The organism is bacterium, assembly GCA_030654305.1.
Classification (GTDB): Bacteria; Krumholzibacteriota; Krumholzibacteriia; order LZORAL124-64-63; family LZORAL124-64-63; genus PNOJ01.
In genome coordinates this window covers 1-15,324 of sequence record JAURXS010000277.1, presented here as the reverse complement: position 1 = coordinate 15,324, position 15,324 = coordinate 1, and the positions used below count along the sequence as shown (strand labels likewise).

General features: G+C 72.3%; 14 protein-coding genes. 4 read left to right on the top strand and 10 right to left on the bottom strand.

The features are described 5' to 3' along the window. The coding region (locus Q7W29_07985) for a FlgD immunoglobulin-like domain containing protein (GenBank protein MDO9171755.1) at positions 1-999 on the top strand (999 nt) is incomplete at its 5' end. 76 nt (positions 1,000-1,075) lie between these two features. On the opposite strand, the gene Q7W29_07980 is transcribed toward Q7W29_07985, so the two are convergent. Together Q7W29_07980 and Q7W29_07975 are read right to left on the bottom strand one after the other, a co-directional pair. After that, complete coding sequence (locus Q7W29_07980; protein ID MDO9171754.1) at positions 1,076-1,666, bottom strand: YceI family protein; 591 nt, start codon at positions 1,664-1,666, stop codon at positions 1,076-1,078. Next, positions 1,663-1,917 (bottom strand): CDGSH iron-sulfur domain-containing protein, encoded by a 255-nt coding sequence (locus Q7W29_07975; protein ID MDO9171753.1) that lies wholly within the window; start codon positions 1,915-1,917, stop codon positions 1,663-1,665. The genes Q7W29_07980 and Q7W29_07975 overlap by 4 nt, the downstream gene beginning before the upstream one ends. A gap of 290 nt (positions 1,918-2,207) precedes the next feature. Between Q7W29_07975 and Q7W29_07970 the strand changes: the two genes are divergently transcribed. The 3 genes from Q7W29_07970 (at position 2,208) to Q7W29_07960 (ending at position 6,391) form a co-directional block, all read left to right on the top strand. Beyond that, positions 2,208-3,494 (top strand): Glu/Leu/Phe/Val dehydrogenase, encoded by a 1,287-nt coding sequence (locus Q7W29_07970; GenBank protein ID MDO9171752.1) that lies wholly within the window; start codon positions 2,208-2,210, stop codon positions 3,492-3,494. 165 nt (positions 3,495-3,659) lie between these two features. After that, complete coding sequence (locus Q7W29_07965) at positions 3,660-4,250, top strand: RNA polymerase sigma factor (protein ID MDO9171751.1); 591 nt, start codon at positions 3,660-3,662, stop codon at positions 4,248-4,250. Then, the gene (locus tag Q7W29_07960; GenBank protein ID MDO9171750.1) at positions 4,247-6,391 is read left to right on the top strand and encodes a von Willebrand factor type A domain-containing protein; all 2,145 of its coding nucleotides are present in this window, start codon (positions 4,247-4,249) and stop codon (positions 6,389-6,391) included. The genes Q7W29_07965 and Q7W29_07960 overlap by 4 nt, the downstream gene beginning before the upstream one ends. Before the next feature lie 75 nt (positions 6,392-6,466). Here Q7W29_07960 and Q7W29_07955 read toward each other — a convergent pair whose 3' ends face one another. From Q7W29_07955 to Q7W29_07920, 8 genes are all read right to left on the bottom strand, one after another. Continuing rightward, positions 6,467-7,921: an aminoacyl-histidine dipeptidase gene (locus tag Q7W29_07955; protein MDO9171749.1), complete on the bottom strand. Its 1,455-nt coding sequence runs from the start codon at positions 7,919-7,921 to the stop codon at positions 6,467-6,469. An 81-nt stretch (positions 7,922-8,002) separates the two neighbouring features. Beyond that, a complete protein-coding gene (locus Q7W29_07950) occupies positions 8,003-8,650 on the bottom strand; it encodes an OmpA family protein (protein MDO9171748.1) in 648 nt (215 codons plus the stop codon). Between the two features lies 1 nt (position 8,651). Continuing rightward, on the bottom strand, positions 8,652-9,377 hold the full coding sequence (locus Q7W29_07945) for a hypothetical protein (protein ID MDO9171747.1): 726 nt from the start codon (positions 9,375-9,377) through the stop codon (positions 8,652-8,654). 62 nt (positions 9,378-9,439) lie between these two features. After that, entirely contained in the window at positions 9,440-10,747 is a 1,308-nt protein-coding gene (locus Q7W29_07940; protein ID MDO9171746.1) for a M1 family aminopeptidase, read from the bottom strand. 19 nt (positions 10,748-10,766) lie between these two features. Beyond that, a complete protein-coding gene (locus Q7W29_07935) occupies positions 10,767-13,391 on the bottom strand; it encodes an insulinase family protein (GenBank protein ID MDO9171745.1) in 2,625 nt (874 codons plus the stop codon). Positions 13,392-13,414: 23 nt separating this feature from the next. Continuing rightward, positions 13,415-14,173 carry a triose-phosphate isomerase gene (gene tpiA, locus Q7W29_07930; GenBank protein ID MDO9171744.1) on the bottom strand — a complete coding sequence of 253 codons (759 nt, stop codon included), beginning with the start codon at positions 14,171-14,173 and terminating at the stop codon, positions 13,415-13,417. Positions 14,174-14,225: 52 nt separating this feature from the next. Next, a complete protein-coding gene (locus Q7W29_07925; GenBank protein ID MDO9171743.1) occupies positions 14,226-14,897 on the bottom strand; it encodes a zinc metallopeptidase in 672 nt (223 codons plus the stop codon). A gap of 32 nt (positions 14,898-14,929) precedes the next feature. Then, a partial coding sequence (locus tag Q7W29_07920; GenBank protein ID MDO9171742.1) for a purine-nucleoside phosphorylase occupies positions 14,930-15,324 on the bottom strand: 395 nt, incomplete at its 5' end.

Below are 15,324 nucleotides of genomic sequence, written 5' to 3'. Positions count from 1 at the left end.
ACGGGCACCTGGGCCCTGGTCACCAGCTCCAGCCACTCGGCCACGCACTCGCTGCACGATTCGCCCGCCGGCAACTACGTCGACAACAGCGCCACCTACGCCTCGCTGAACACGCCCATCGCGATGCCCGCCGGCGCCAAGCTGACGTTCTGGCACAAGTACACGCTCGAATCGGGCTATGACTACGCCTACGTCCAGGTCTCGACCAACAACTCGACCTGGACGACGGTGGCCACGTACAACGGCACGCTGGCGTCCTGGACCCTGGCCCAGGTCGACCTGGGCGCCTACGCCGGCCAGTCGGTCTACCTGCGCTTCCGGCTCGAGACCGACTCCTCGGTCGTCTACGACGGCTGGTACCTCGACGACCTGGTCGTGACCGGCCTGGGCTCGCAGAACCAGACCCCGCCCCCGCCGGCGCTCGTGTCGCCGTTCGACGGCGGCGAGCTCAGCCCGACCGCCGAACTCACGGCCGCTGCGGCGGTCGATCCCGACAGCGGCGACGTGGTCACCTACGGTTTCCGGGTCTATCGCGACGCCCTGGGCACCGACACGGCCGCCCGCGCCGACGGCCTGGCCTCGCCGGGCTTCAACCCCGCACTCACCGAGGACGGCACCTACTGGTGGCGGGCCTACGCCGCTGACAGCGAGGCGCGCGGCGACCTCGGCGACACCTGGAGCTTCCTGTACACGTCCTACCTCGTGGGCGCGGGCGACGCCCTGCGCGGCCTGGGCCTGGAAGTCCTCGGCGGCGTGACCGGCGACCGCGCCGGCATCCGCCTGGATCTGCCCCGGGCCGGCGCGCTGACCGTGGACGTCTACAACGCCCGCGGCCAGGCCGTGCGCCGCCTGCACGCCGGCGACAGCGCGGCCGGTACGGTGCTGCTGACCTGGGACGGCCGCGACGACGGCGGCCGCCACGCGCCGTCGGGCGTGTACTTCGTGCGGGCCCGCGCCGGCGACGAGGCGAAGGTCGGCCGCATCGTCATGGTGCGCTGATCGCAGGAAGAGGCAGACAAGAGGAAGGGGCGTCCCGCCTGGGACGCCCCTTCTCGCGACCGGTTCCGTCCGTCCGCTACTTCGCGGCGATGGCCTCGATCTCCAGCATCAGGTCGACCTCGTTGCCCACCGCCACCCCGCCCTTGTCCAGCACGGTGTTGTAGCTGATCCCGAAGTCGCGGCGGTCCAGCACGCCCTTGGCCGAGAAGCCGATGCGGTCGTTGCCCCAGGGGTCGGTCATCGCGCCGTTGAACTCCAGCTCCAGCTCGACCGGCTTGGTCGCGCCGTGCATGGTCAGGTCGCCGACGAGGACCAGGCCGTCGCCCTCCTGGCGCACGCCCTTCGAGACGAAGGTGATCTCGGGGTACTTCGCGGCGTCGAAGAAGTCGGTGCCGCTCAGGTGGCCGTCGCGCTTGGCGTCGTTGGTGTTGACCGACGCGGTGGCGATGACGGCCGAGGCGGACCACTGCCCGGTCTGGCCCTCGACGTACTCGACGGTGCCGGAGAACTCGCCGAACGAGCCGGTCACCTTGCTGACCATCATGTGGCGCACCTTGAAGCCTACCGACGAGTGCGAGGCGTCGATGGTGTAGGTGGCGGCCGTGGCGGCGCCCGCCGCCAGGAAGCAGACGGCCAGGGCGGCCGACATCGTCTTGCGGTACGTCATCGCGTCTCTCCTTGCGTGTAGAGTTTGTGGCTGCCGTCGCAGTGCGGCTCCTCGCGGGAGCGCTTGCACTGGCAGAGGGCGGCGCGGGTGGTCTCGGCGATTTCGAACTTCAGCGGCGCGAACGCCGTGCCCGTGTGCGAGCCGTCGCAGAAGGGCTGGCTCCGCGACTCCCCGCACGAGCAGTAGTAGTAGGTGCCGGGCTGCAGCTCGAGCACCTTGGGCCGTGTCTCGGCGATCCGGGGCTTGTCCACGTGGGGCCTCCCATAAAGGTTGTTGCAACAGGCATCACAGGGATACGCAGGATTTCCCGGTTCGGCAAGTCGGGTTCCGCGACCCGCCTCGTGAACCGTTCACGCCCACGCCCGCACCGCGGACCTGTTTTTCTTTGGACGACCTGCCCCCGGAGCCTAGATTTGCACCACGGCGGCGGCTCGCCCGCCGCCGCAACGCGCACCCGAGCCATCCCGGCCCGGGGTCCGGATCCGGCACCAGCCCCGATCCGGGCGCGGACACGGGACGATTCTCATCGAGGAGCGAGGACATGGCCGACAAGTCGTTCAACGCTTTCGCGATGGCCCAGCAGCAGTTCGACCGCGTGGCCGAGATGCTGGGTCTTGACCAGGCGACGCGGGACCTGCTGCGCAATCCCGACCGCGAGTTCCAGTTCAACGTCCCGGTGCGCATGGACGACGGGAGCATGAAGATCTTCCGCGGCTTCCGCGTGCAGCACAACGACGCGCGCGGCCCCTGCAAGGGCGGCATCCGCTTCCACCCCCAGGAGACCGTCGACACGGTGCGCGCGCTGGCCACCTGGATGACCTGGAAGTGCGCCGTGGTCAACATCCCGCTGGGCGGCGGCAAGGGCGGCGTGATCTGCGACCCGCACCACCTGTCCCAGCGCGAGCAGGAGGGGCTGTGCCGGGGCTGGGTCCAGCAGGTCTCCGGCTACATCGGCCCGGTCCAGGACGTGCCCGCTCCCGACGTGATGACCAACGGCCAGCACATGCTGTGGATGATGGACGAGTACGAGAAGATCCACCGCGGCCACTTCCCCGGCATGATCACCGGCAAGCCCCTGGGCATGGGCGGCAGCGAGGGCCGCACCGAGGCCACCGGTTACGGGGTCGTCTACACGCTGCGCGAGGCGCTGAAGCGCAAGGGCGTCGACATCGCCAAGACCACGGCTTCCTTCCAGGGCTTCGGCAACGTCTCCCAGTACGGCGTCGACCTGTACACGAAGCTGGGCGGCCGCGCGATCTGCGTCTCGAGCTGGGACCAGGCCGACCAGACCAGCTACACCTTCAAGAAGTCGTCCGGGATCGACCTGCACGAGCTGCAGGGCATGGCGGACCGCTTCGGCGGCATCGACAAGGACAAGGCCAAGGCCGCCGGCTACGAGGTGCTGCCGGGCGACGCCTGGATCGAGCAGGACGTCGACATCCTGCTGCCCTGCGCCCTGGAGAACCAGGTCAACGCCACGACGGTCAAGAAGATCAGCAAGCGCGTGAAGTTCATGGCCGAGGGCGCCAACGGCCCGACCACGCCCGAGGCGGACGAGATCATGTTCGCCAACGGCGTCTACACGATCCCCGACTTCCTGTGCAACGCCGGCGGCGTGACCTGCTCGTACTTCGAGCAGGTCCAGTGCAACATGAACTACTTCTGGCCCAAGGACGAGGTCCTGGAGCGCCTGGACGCCATCATGACCAAGGCCTTCCACGGCGTGGCCGACCTGGCCGAGGCCCAGAACGTGCACATGCGCGACGCGGCGTACATGATCGCCATCCAGCGCGTGGCCGAGGCCTGCCGCCTGCGCGGCCGGGTCTAGTCCGCGATCCCGACGACGAAGCGGCGGCGGCCCCGGATGGGGCCGCCGCTTCGTTATCCGGGCTTGACGAGCCCACCCTCCGGCCGCTTTCTCATGAAAAGCCCCTCCCCGTGTAAACGGATCGCCCGCCGCGGACGTCCTGGTGGGTGAACGGAGGTGGACACCATGAACGCGGAACCCTCAGGACGACCCGCCTTGACCGTCGAGCGCGACACGGCACGGGACCACGAGAAGACCTGGCGGACCCTCTACGAAGAGACCTGCCGGCCGCTCTTCAACTTCCTGTGCTACCAGACCGGTGATCGCGACACCGCCCTGGACCTGCTGCAGGAGACCTACGTCACGGCGATGCGCAGCATGTCGACGTACCGGGGCGAGGCCCCGGTGCTCGGCTGGCTGCGCGCCATCGCCCTGCGCAAGACCCTGGACTGGCGGCGCGGGCTGCGCCGCCGGCTCGGGCACCTGCGCGCGTTCGCCCTCGACACCGCCTCCGACATGAAGGTCACGCCCCCCGAACCCGTGGACGCCGTCGTCGATCCCGCCTTCCGGGCGGCCCTGATGCGGCTGCCCGCGCAGCAGCGGGCGGCCCTGCTGCTGCGGGAACTCGAGGAACTCCCGTTCCGCGAGGTCGCGGCTTGCCTCGGCTGCGCCGAGGCCACCGCGCGGGTCCACCACCACCGGGCGTGCCAGAGCATGCGGGCATTGCTCCAGGACGCGAACGGCGACCTGGACGTCATCCGAGGAGGCCGGTCATGAAGAGCCATCTCGATAAGAACGCGCACCAGCTCACCGATCACGAGCGCGAGGACCTGTGGCGGCGGATCGCCGACGCCGCTCCCCCCCAGCGCCGCCGTCGCCCCCTGCTGCTGCCGGCGACCGGAGCGGTGGGGACCCTGGCGGTCGCGGCCCTGGTGCTGCTGGTGGTGCGGAACGACCCGCCGGCGCCGTTGAACAGCTACACCCCGGACGCGACGACGCCGGCCGTGCGGGAGGTCGTGCCGACGCCCGCCCGCCGCGAGATCGCGGCCGTCCCCGCGCCGGTGGTCGGCGATGATCGCACGAACGAGCGGAAGTCGGCGGACGCGGCTCCCGTGCTCCCCGCGAGCCGCGACAAGGACACCTCCGGGAAGGCCGCCGCGGCGACCGGCCCGGCCGCGCCCTCCGGTGCCGTCGACGTCCTGCAGGCCGGCGACGAGTCGCCGCCGCCCGAGGATCTGATCATCACACAGGAGTTCGTGGGCGAGGCGGAGGCGGACAATTTCGGGTCCGGGAACGCCGCGACGACGCAGTCCTTCTCGGGCGGCACGCTCCACGACTACGCCATCGACTCGGTGGAGCAGGCCCGCGGCGGCCGCTCCGGCGAAGCCAAGCTGCGCCTCGAGCGCCCGGCCGAGGCGGTCGCCCGCTCCGGTTCGGTCACCGGCGGCACCACCCCGCCCAACGGCGAGCCCTACGAGCTGATGTACTTCGAGCACGCGGGCGTGAACCCGTTCATCGCCGTCGAGGACGACCGCATGTCGACCTTCGCGGTGGACGTGGACGAGGCGTCGTGGACCGTCACGCGCAACTACCTGTCCCGCAACCAGTTGCCGCCCGCGGCGGCGGTGCGGGTCGAGGAGTTCGTCAACGCCTTCGACGCCGGCTTCGCGCCCCCGCGCGACGACGTCTTCGCGATCCACGCCGACGGCTCGCCGGCCCCGTTCCGCGACGGCTACCACCTGCTGCGGCTGACCGTGCAGGGCCGCGACGTGAGCCCGCAGCGGCGGCGCCCCTCGCAGCTGGTCTTCGTCATCGACGTGTCCGGCTCGATGGACCAGGAGAACCGCCTGGAGCTGGTGAAGCGCTCCCTGCGCATCCTCGTGGACGAGCTGGGCGAGGGCGACCGGGTGGGCATCGTGGTCTACGGGTCCGACGCGCGCACCGTGCTGGAGCCGGTGGACGCCACGCGGCGCGGCGCGATCCTCGACGCCGTCGAGCGCCTGCGGCCCGAGGGCAGCACCAACGCGGCCGCCGGCCTCGACGAGGCCTACGACATGGCGCGCCGCCACTACGACGACCGCGCCAACAACCGGCTGATCCTCTGCTCGGACGGCGTGGCCAACCTGGAGCAGACCGCGGCCGACGACATCCTCGCGCGCGTGCGCCGCGAGTCCGACCGCGGCATCTACCTGTCGACGGTGGGCTTCGGCATGGGCAACTACAACGACGTGCTGATGGAGCGGCTGGCCGACACCGGCGACGGCAACTACGCCTACGTGGACCGCCTCGACGAGGCCGATCGCATCTTCCGCGAGAACCTGTCCGCCACCCTGCAGGTCATCGCCCGCGACGCGAAGATCCAGGTGGAGTTCGACCCCGCGACGGTCGACCGCTACCGGTTGCTGGGCTACGAGAACCGCGACGTCGCCGACCGCGACTTCCGCCGCGACGACGTGGACGCGGGCGAGGTCGGCGCCGGCCACGCCGTGACCGCGCTCTACGAGCTGAAGCTCGTGCGCGGAGACGAACGGCCCGACCCGCTCGTGCGGCGCCGCGCCCCCCGCCTCGCGACCGTGCGCATCCGCTACGAGGAGCCCGCCGGCCGCGGCCGCGGCCGCGGCGAGGTCCACGAGATCGAGCGGCGGGTCGGCCTGGAAGACCTCTCGCGGAGCTTCGCCGCCGCGCCGGAGCGGTTCCGCCTGCAGGCCGCCGTGGCGGAGTTCGCCGAGATCCTGCGGCACAGCTTCTGGGCGAAGGAGCACCGCGTCGCCGACCTGGTCCCGCTGGCCGACGACCTGGCCCGGGACCTGCGCGGCGACGAGCGCGTCCGCGACTTCCGCGACGCCGTGCGGCGGGCCGCGGACCTGGAAGGGGACGGCGGGCGGGACGACGACCGTCCCCGCGATCCCCGCGAGTGACCCCTCGCCTCCCCACACGCGAACGGCCCCTGCTCCGGCGGAGCAGGGGCCGCTTCCGTTTCGGCGGGAGCCTCTCTAGAGCTCGCTCATCACCCCGGTGAACAGCTGCCAGACCTTCGCGACCGAGGCCACGCTCACCTTCTCGTCGGGCGAGTGGGCGCCGTGGATGTCCGGGCCGAAGGAGACGATGTCCAGGTCCGGGTACTTCTCGGTCAGCAGGCCGCACTCGAGCCCGGCGTGGATCGCCTTCAGCTCCGGCACGACCTTGAAGATCCGCTCGTAGGAGCGCGCCGTGGCCTGCACCAGGGGCGAGGCCGGGTTCGGCTGCCAGCCGGGGTAGCCCTCGGGCTGTTCGATCGCGGCGCGGTCGTCCAGCAAGCCGACGAGGGACCGGTGCCGCTGCACGAGGCCGTCCAGGGCCGACATGTTCGACGAGCGGCTGCAGCAGACGATCTCCACCGCGGTCCCCTTGGTCTTCACCACGCCCACGTTGGAGCTGGTCTCGACCAGGCCGGGGATGGCGCGGCTCATGGCCAGCACGCCGTTGGGCAGCGCCTCGAGCAGGCGCAGCACGCGCAGGGTGCAGTTGCCGCCCAGGCTGTGGTCCACCTTGCACTTGGCGACCTTCACGACCGCCTGGTCGTCGATGCCGGCCAGCTCCTCGGCCACGATGCGCGCCGCCGCCTTGTCGACGAGCTTCTTGAACGCGCCGGCCTGCGCCTCGGGCACCGCCACGCGGGCCGTGGCCTCGCGCGGGATGGCGTTGCGCATGCTGCCGCCCTCGAGGTCCACGAGCTTGAAGGGCACCGTCTCGCGCGCGGCCAGCAGCAGGCGCGCCAGGATCATGATCGCGTTGCCGCGGTTCTTGTCGATGTCCAGACCGGAGTGGCCGCCCTTGAGCCCCGACACGACGATCTTCCGCCCGACGAGACCCTTGCCCAGGGCGCTCTTCTTGTTCTTCACCGTGATGACGGAGTCACGGCCGCCGGCGCAGCCGATGAACAGGGAGCGGTCCTCCTCGGAGTCGAGGTTGATCATGCGGCGGGCGCTGAAGAAGCCGGGCTCGACGCCGGCCGCGCCGGTCAGGCCGCGCTCCTCGTCGACGGTCAGCAGCACCTCCACCGGCGGGTGCGACAGGCCCTTCTCCTCGGCCAGGGCGAGCCCCATGGCCACGCCGATGCCGTTATCGGCGCCCAGCGTGGTGCCGTCGGCCGTCACCCAGCCGTCGTCGACCAGCAGCTTGATCGGGTCCTTCGCGAAGTCGTGCTTCGTGGCGCCGTTCTTCTCGCAGACCATGTCGACGTGGCCCTGCACGAGCACCGGCGCGGACTTCTCGCGGCCCGGCGTGCCCGGGATGCGCACCAGCAGGTTGCCCACCTTGTCCTGGCTCCACTTCAGGCCGCGGGCGTCGGCCCAGGCCTTGAGCATGTCCAGGACCGCGGCCTCGTTGCCGGAGCCGCGGGGGATGCGGGACAGTTCGGCGAAGATGCTCCAGACGGACCGGGGCTGCAGGCTCTCGTAGGTGGTCACGTTCGGCTCCCTGGTTGGGCGGGCGGTGGTGACGGCGGGCGGCGACGACGCCGCCCGCCTCGTATCGGATGCGGACCGGCCCTACTCGGCGGCGCGCTGGCGGAATTCCTCGTTGACCTGGACGTTCAGCTCCACGCGACGGTTCTGCGCGCGGCCGGACTCGGAGCCGTTGTCGGCGACCGGGGCGGACTCGCCGTAGCCGCGGGCGGTGATGCGGCTCGAGGCCACGCCGGCGCCCATCAGGAAGCCGCGGACCGCGGCGGCGCGGCGTTCGCTGAGCGACTGGTTGTAGTCGTCGGAGCCCGAGCTGTCGGTGTGCCCGAGGACCAAGATGTCGGTGTCCGGGTAGCGCGAGAGCACGTCGGCGACCTCGCGCAGCTGGTCCTGGGACGCGATCTTCAGGGACGACGAGTCGTAGTCGAACAGGATCGCGTTGTCGAAGGTGACCTGCAGCTCGTCGCCCTCGCGCCGGACCTCGGCGCCCTCGATCTCCTCCATCTCGCGCGCCTGGTTGTCGAGGTAGGAGCCGATGAGGCCGCCCACGACGGCGCCCGCCGCGCCGCCGATCACGGCGCCCTTGGTGTTGTCCTTGCCGATCAGCACGCCGGCGCCGGCGCCCGCCGCGCCGCCGATCACGGCGCCCTTCTGGGTCCGGCTCATGCCGCAACCGCCCAGGACCATGGCCAGGACCGCCGTCATCAGCAACACGAACATCATCTTCTTGTGCATGTCATCTCTCCTTTGTCATGCCGGGCAGGTCCACGCGCAGGGGCGAGGCCGCGGCCTCCCAGTTGCCCTTGAGCGCGGCTCCCCGGGCGGGGAACACGAGGTGCGAGTACTTGCCGTAGTGGCTCAGGCGTCCGGCCAGCGCCGCCAGGCGTTCGGCCGAGCGACAGAAGACCAGCAGGTCGGCGGCCCCCGGCCGGCCGGGAGCGGGTACGGCCAGGACCGCGTCACTGGTCGCGAGATCGAGGCGCTGCCCGTTCAGGAACAGCAGCCCGCCCGCGAGTTGCGTCGGCGCCGGCAGCAGCGCCTGTGCCGTGGCGCCGTCCGGGTTCACCAGGATCCGGCTGTGACCCTCGGGGTCCGCGGCGGCGTCCACGACGACGGCCTCGCCCGCTTCGACCCAATCCGCGGCGAACGCCGCCGCCGCCCCGGCCAGCGGGCCGGCCGGCAGGACGAAGCGGGGCGCGGGATCGCCGAGGACCTGGCTGAGGGTCGGCTCGATCTCCTCGGGATGCAAACGCCTGAAGACATGATAATCGGGATCCACCTGGACCGCAGTCGCGCCGGGCGCCGCCCAGGCGTGGACGGCGCGGGGTCCGTCCATCTCCACGATCGTCGTGACCGGGCCCGCGGGAGTCGCGGCCGTGACCGGCACCCGCAGCGGCCAGGCGGGCTCGCCCGCCGCGACGTCCTGGGTCAGCGTCGCGGTCACCCGGTCGCCGTCGCGCACGGCCGACTCCAGCCGCAGCAGGGGAGCGCCGGCACGGCCCAGCCAGGCCTCGCCGAAGGCCGTCAGGTCGCGGGCGCCGTGCGTGGCGAAGGCCGCAGGAAGTCGTCCCAGGCGGCCTCGCGGAACAGGTGCGTGCGGGCGACCTCGCGCAGGGCGGCCAGGAAGGCGTCGCGGCCGATCGCCTCGTCGATCATGTGGAAGACCATCATCGACTTGCCGTAGCCCACGGCCCGCGTGGCGCCGCTGTGGCGCTCGCGGAAGTCCCGCAGCGGCAGGTCGCGCCCGTCGCGCACGTAGGCGGCGTAGTCCTTCAGCAGGGTGCGGCGGTACTCGCGCGCGGCGGCGGGCGACTCCAGCTCCTTGTAGTGGTAGTCGGCGCAGTAGACGGTCAGCCCCTCGCACCAGTTGCCGCCCGCGGCGTCGACGAACACCGAGTTGCCCCACCAGTTGTGGGCGATCTCGTGGCCGAAGCTCGTGGTGGGGATGAACGGCAGGCGCAGCACCTGGCCGCCGAGCAGGGTCCAGCCGGGCATGCCGTAGCCCGTGGGGAACCAGTTCTCGACCGTGGTGAAGCGGTTGAAGGGGTACGGGCCGATCATCTCGCGGTACATGTCGAGGTAGGCGCCGGTGCGCTCCAGGTAGGTCTCGACCAGCGCCGGTTCGTCCGCGAGGAAGTAGGTGGCGCCCAGGACGCCGCCGAAATCGCGCTCGGTCACCTGGTAGCGGTTGGCGATCAGGGTGAGGCTGTCGGAGGGCTCGTCGGACTCCCACACGGTGGTCAGCTGGCCGTCCTGCTCCTGGTGCAGCGTGCGTTCGCCCTGGGTCAGCGGCTCCCAGCCGGCCGGCGTGACGACCTTCAGGCGGTAGACGTGCAGCGCCTTGTCGGCCAGCGGCAGCCAGTACGAGGATGCGGCCAGGTAGATGCCCTCGTCGGAGATCGTGCCCTGGATCTCGCGGCCGACGTTCTCGCGGGAGAACGTGACGTCGGCGGTGGATTCCCGCCAGCGGGCGGCGTAGGCGAGCGTCACCTGCATGGTCTCGCCCGCCGCGAGCGGCCGGCCGACCGGGTTGACCTGCAGGCGGACGACCGCCGTGTCGGGCGTCGCGGTCTCCCCGATCGCGGCGCCGGGCCGCTGCTCCTCGACCGCGCCGTCGGGGTGGCGGCGGGTCAGGCTCTGCAGCGACACGCCCGCGTTCAGCAGCAGGGTGTCGACCCCGGCCGGCACGGTCATGACGTCGACGACCTCGAAGCCGTGGTTCGGCAGGTCGAAGCGCACCTGGACGTCGTGGCGCACGACGGGCATCGCGCCCGCGGACGTCGCGGCCGCGGCCAGCAACAGGACGCCGAGGGTCGTCGCACTGCGGAACATGGTCCTCCCCGATCCCGGGTCAGTTCGCGACCGCGGTCACCAGCGGCCGGTTCGCCAGGTACTTCCCGCCCACGCGCACGAGGTCGTCCAGCGTGACGCCGTCGTGGTCCGAGAGCGCCGTCAGGTAGCCGTCGACCCGGCCGTCGAGTTCGGCCGTCGCCAGGTAGTAGGCCTGGCTGATGCTCGCCAGCCGGCGCATCATCAGGCGGCCGGCGCGCGCCCCGCGCGCTTTGTCCAGCTCCTGCTGCGTGACCGTCGCGGCGTCGAAGCCGCGCACCGCCTCCAGCAGCGCCTGCTCGCCTTCGGCCAGGCGCGCCGCCGGCGGGTTGAGCCAGGCCTCCAGGGCCGCCTCGCTCCCGTGGATCTCCAGGCCGGCGCCCGTACTGTAGCTCAAGCCGCGCGTCTCGCGCAGGTCCATTTCGATCCGGTCCGACAGCACGGCCACCAGCATCTGCAGGGCGGGGGCGTCGGCGGGATCCACGGCGAAGAGCGAGCCCGTGCGGATCGCGGCCATGGGGCCGCCGGCCGTCCCGATCACGCGGGCGTCCTGCGCCGTTGCAGGCAGGGGCGGCATCGCGGGGCCGGCCTCGCCGCGGGCGGGCAGGTGCGCCTCGACCATCGCGGCGACCTGCGCGTGGGGCAGCGGCGACACCACGGTCACCACCAGGTTCGCCGGCGCGAAGGCGCGGCGGTGCAGGTCCTGCAGCGTCGCGAGATCGATCCCGTCCAGGGTGCCCGGCCCGCCCTCGGGGGCGCGGGACAGCGGGTGCGCTCCGTAGAGGGCGTCGGCGAACAGGCGGCGCGCGCGCTGGCCGGCGCTGCCGGCCTGGCGCTGGAGGGTCGCCTGCTGGTCGGCCAGTTCGTCGGCCACGTCCGCCGCCGTGAAGACGGGCTCGCGCAGCAGGCCGAGCACCAGGGCCAGGGCCTCGGGGCCGACGGCGGCGGCGGTCTCCAGGCGCACCCAGGAGAAGCGGCCGCCGGTGTAGTAGTCGTCCATGGGGATGTTCGGGTCGTCGACGAGCTTCAGCTCGGCGCCCAGGGCGGCCAAGCGGCGCTCGAGGCACTCCCGCCCGCAGTCACGCGTGCCCCGGCGCAGCAGACGGTGCACGAGGTTCAGGGCGCCGGGGTGGTCGCCGTCCAGCACGGCGCGGTTGCGCACCGCGACGTGCGCCGCGAACAGGGGCGAGACGGGGTTGTGGAGCGTGACCAGCACCGCCCCGTCGGCCAGGGTCGAGCGCTCGACCGCGACGGCGGCGCTGTCCGCGCCGGCGGCGACCGCCGCCCCGGGCAGCACGTGCACCGCGAGGTGCGGCCGACCGACCAGGCGCCGTTCGAGCGTGCGCGCGATCCGGTCGGGCGTGACGGCGGCCAGGCGGTCGAGGTAGCCCAGGAAATGGTCCGGCCCGCCCAGGACCAGGGGCTCGGCGGCGGTGATGGCCAGCATCCGCAGCTGCTCGCGCTCGAGCAGCGCGGCGGTGGTGCGGCCGCGCACGATCTCGGTGACGTCGGCCGGCACGAAGCCCTTCTTCGCGGCCGCGGCCAGGGCGTCCACGACCAGCCTGCGGTAGAGGGCGGGGTCGGCGTCCGCCGGCAGGTCCAGCCGCAGCGTGAGGCGCGCGAAGCCGTCGGCCCGGTCCCACCACGACGACACATCGGGCCGCCGGTCCTCGGGCAGCTTCGCGAAGGCCCGCGCCAGCAGTCCCGTCGCGGGCGCCTCCAGCAGGCCGGTCAGGGCTTCGAAGGCGAAGTAGTCGTTGGCGCCGTAGCCGGGCGCCTCGAAGACCAGGGCCAGCACGTGGGCGTCGCCGCCCCGGCGGGTGATCGCGTCGGGGACGTCCACCGGCGGCGCGGGCGTCAGCGGCGGCCGCTGCACGGTGCCGGGCGGCACCGAGCCGAAGTGCTCGCGCAGCATGGCGAGGACGGCGTCGCGGTCGAAGCCGCCGGCCACCGTGGTGATCATGTTGTTGGGCACGTAGTGGTGGCGGTAGAAGGCGTCGACGTCGTCCCGGCTCAGGTTCTCGATCGTGCTCAGGGTGCCGAGGGTCGGCAGCGCGAGGCTGCTGCCCGCGAAGGTGGCCTCGCGGATGATCCCGCCCGCGGGGTCCTCGTCGCGGTCGCGCGCCTGGACGATCTCGCCCACCACGATGCCCCGCTCCTTCTCGAACTTGTCGGCCGGCAGCGTGGAATGGAACAGCATCCCGGCCTGCAGGGCCACGCCCTCGGCCAGCTTCGGCGACGGGACGATCATGATGAAGTTGGTGAAGAAGTCGCTCGTGTGGGCGTTGTTCCAGGCGCCGAGGCGGTCGGCGGCCGCGTACAGCTCCTCCTGGGTCAGCGCCGTGGTGCCGTTGAACAGCAGGTGCTCGAGCATGTGGCTCATGCCGCTGGTGCGGAAGTCCTCGTAGGCCGACCCGACCCTCACCTGGGTCAGCACCACCGCCATGGGCTGGGCCGGGTTGGGCAGCAGCACCACCTGCAGGCCGTTCTCCAGGCGCAGGACCTCGGCGCCGGGCGGCAGATCGGGGAAGACCGGGTCGGGGAAGGTCGGGGCGTCGCCGGCGGCGAGCGCCGCGGTCACCGTCATGATCGTGATCAGCAACGCGCACACCGCGACGGCGGCCGGGCGCTGGAGGCGTCGGTACATGGTCGTCTCCCGGGTTGGAAGCGTCAGATGGCGCCGCGCACGATCGCCAGGAAATCCTCGGCCTTGAGGCTGGCGCCGCCGATCAGGCCGCCGTCGATGTCCGGCTGCCGCATCAGCTCCGCCGCGTTGTCGGGCTTCATGCTGCCGCCGTAGAGGATCCGCATCCTCGCGGCCGCGTCGTTGCCGAGCAGCTCGCCCACGATCCCGCGCGAAAAGGCGTGGATCTCCTGGGCCTGTTCGGGGGTCGCCGTCTCGCCGGTGCCGATGGCCCAGACCGGCTCGTAGGCCAGCACCAGGTTCGCGGGCGTGGCCGCCGCCAGGCGCGGCAGCACGCCCGCGAGCTGGGCGCGGACCACGTCGCGCTCGCGGCCGGCCCGCCGCTCCTCGAGGCGCTCGCCGTAGCAGAAGACGGCCGTGAGGCCGGCCGCGTGGGCGCGGTCGATCTTGCGCACGAAGTCGTCGTCGGTCTCGCGCTGGTGGGTCCGCCGCTCGGAGTGGGCGACGATGACGTGGGTCGCCCCGGCCTCGGCCAGCATCGGCGCGGAGACCTCGCCGGTGAAGGCGCCGGCGTCCTCGACGGCGCAGTTCTGGGCGCCGAGCCGCACGGCGCTGTCCTTCAGGACGGCGGCCACGGCCGGGATCGAGACGTAGGGCGGGCAGACCAGCACCTCGGGCGGCCGGTCGAGGCCCGGCACGCCGAGGGCCACCTGCCGCGCCAGCTTCGCGGCGGCGGCCGGTCCGAGGTTCAGCTTCCAGTTTCCGGCGACGAGCTTGCGACGCATCAGGTCCTCCAGGTCCGGCGGAGCCGGGTTCGGGGTCGGGATCGGCGGACGCTCAGCGGCGTCCGCGCAGCAGCAGCAGCCGCAACAGCTGGGTCACGGCCATCAGGGCCGAGGCGACGTAGGTCAGCGCGGCGGCGTTGAGCACCGCCTGCACCTGCCCGCGCTCCTGCGTCGACACGATGCCGTGCGTCGTCAGCAGCTGCACGGCGCGGTGGCTGGCGTCGAACTCCACGGGCAGGGTCACCACCGTGAACACCGCCGCCACGGCGTAGACCAGGATGCCCACGTCCATGAACATCGGGTAGTGGAACAGGAACCCGATGAAGAACAGGGGCATGGCCAGGGTGCTGCCGAAGCGCGCCACCGGCCAGATGGCCTGCCGGGCCTGCAGCGGCGCGTAGCCGCGGGCGTGCTGCAGGGCGTGGCCCGCCTCGTGGCAGGCGACGCCCAGCGCGGCGACGCTGCGGCCGTCGTAGTTGGCGTCGCTGAGGCGCAGCACGCGCTTGCGCGGGTCGTAGTGGTCGGTCAGGTTGCCCGCGACGCGCTCGATGCCCACCGCCGAGAGGCCGCCGGCGTCCAGCAGGCGGCGGGCCGCCTCCTGCCCGGTCAGGCCGCGCGCGGCGGGCACGCGCGAGTACTTGGCGTAGGTGGACTGGACCCGGTTCTGCGCCCAGAGGGCGAAGATGAACACCGGGATCAGCAGCATGAACGTGATGTCGAACATGCGGGTTCACCCCTTTCGGCAACGCGCCCGGGTCAGCCCAGGCGCGGGAGGAAGTCCAGCAGCAGGCGGGCCATGCGGTCCCGCACCATCGCGCCCGCTTCTACGACATCCTGGTGCGACAGTTCCGGTTGCCCCACCTCCCGGGCGGGGTTGGTGATGCAGGACAGCCCGACCACCCGGACGCCCAGCGCCGCCAGCAGGGACGTCTCCGGCGCCGTCGACATGCCCACGGCGTCGCAGCCGGCCCGGCGCAGCATCCCGATCTCCGCCTTGGTCTCGTAGGCGGGGCCCCACATGCTGCCGTAGACGCCGGCGTGCAGGGGCACACCCGTGGCGGCGCCGGCCGCCAGCAGGGCGCGGGCCAGGTCCTCGTCGTAGACGGCGTGCGGCCGCGCGCCCCGGCCCGGCGCCGCCGGGGGCGGCGCGG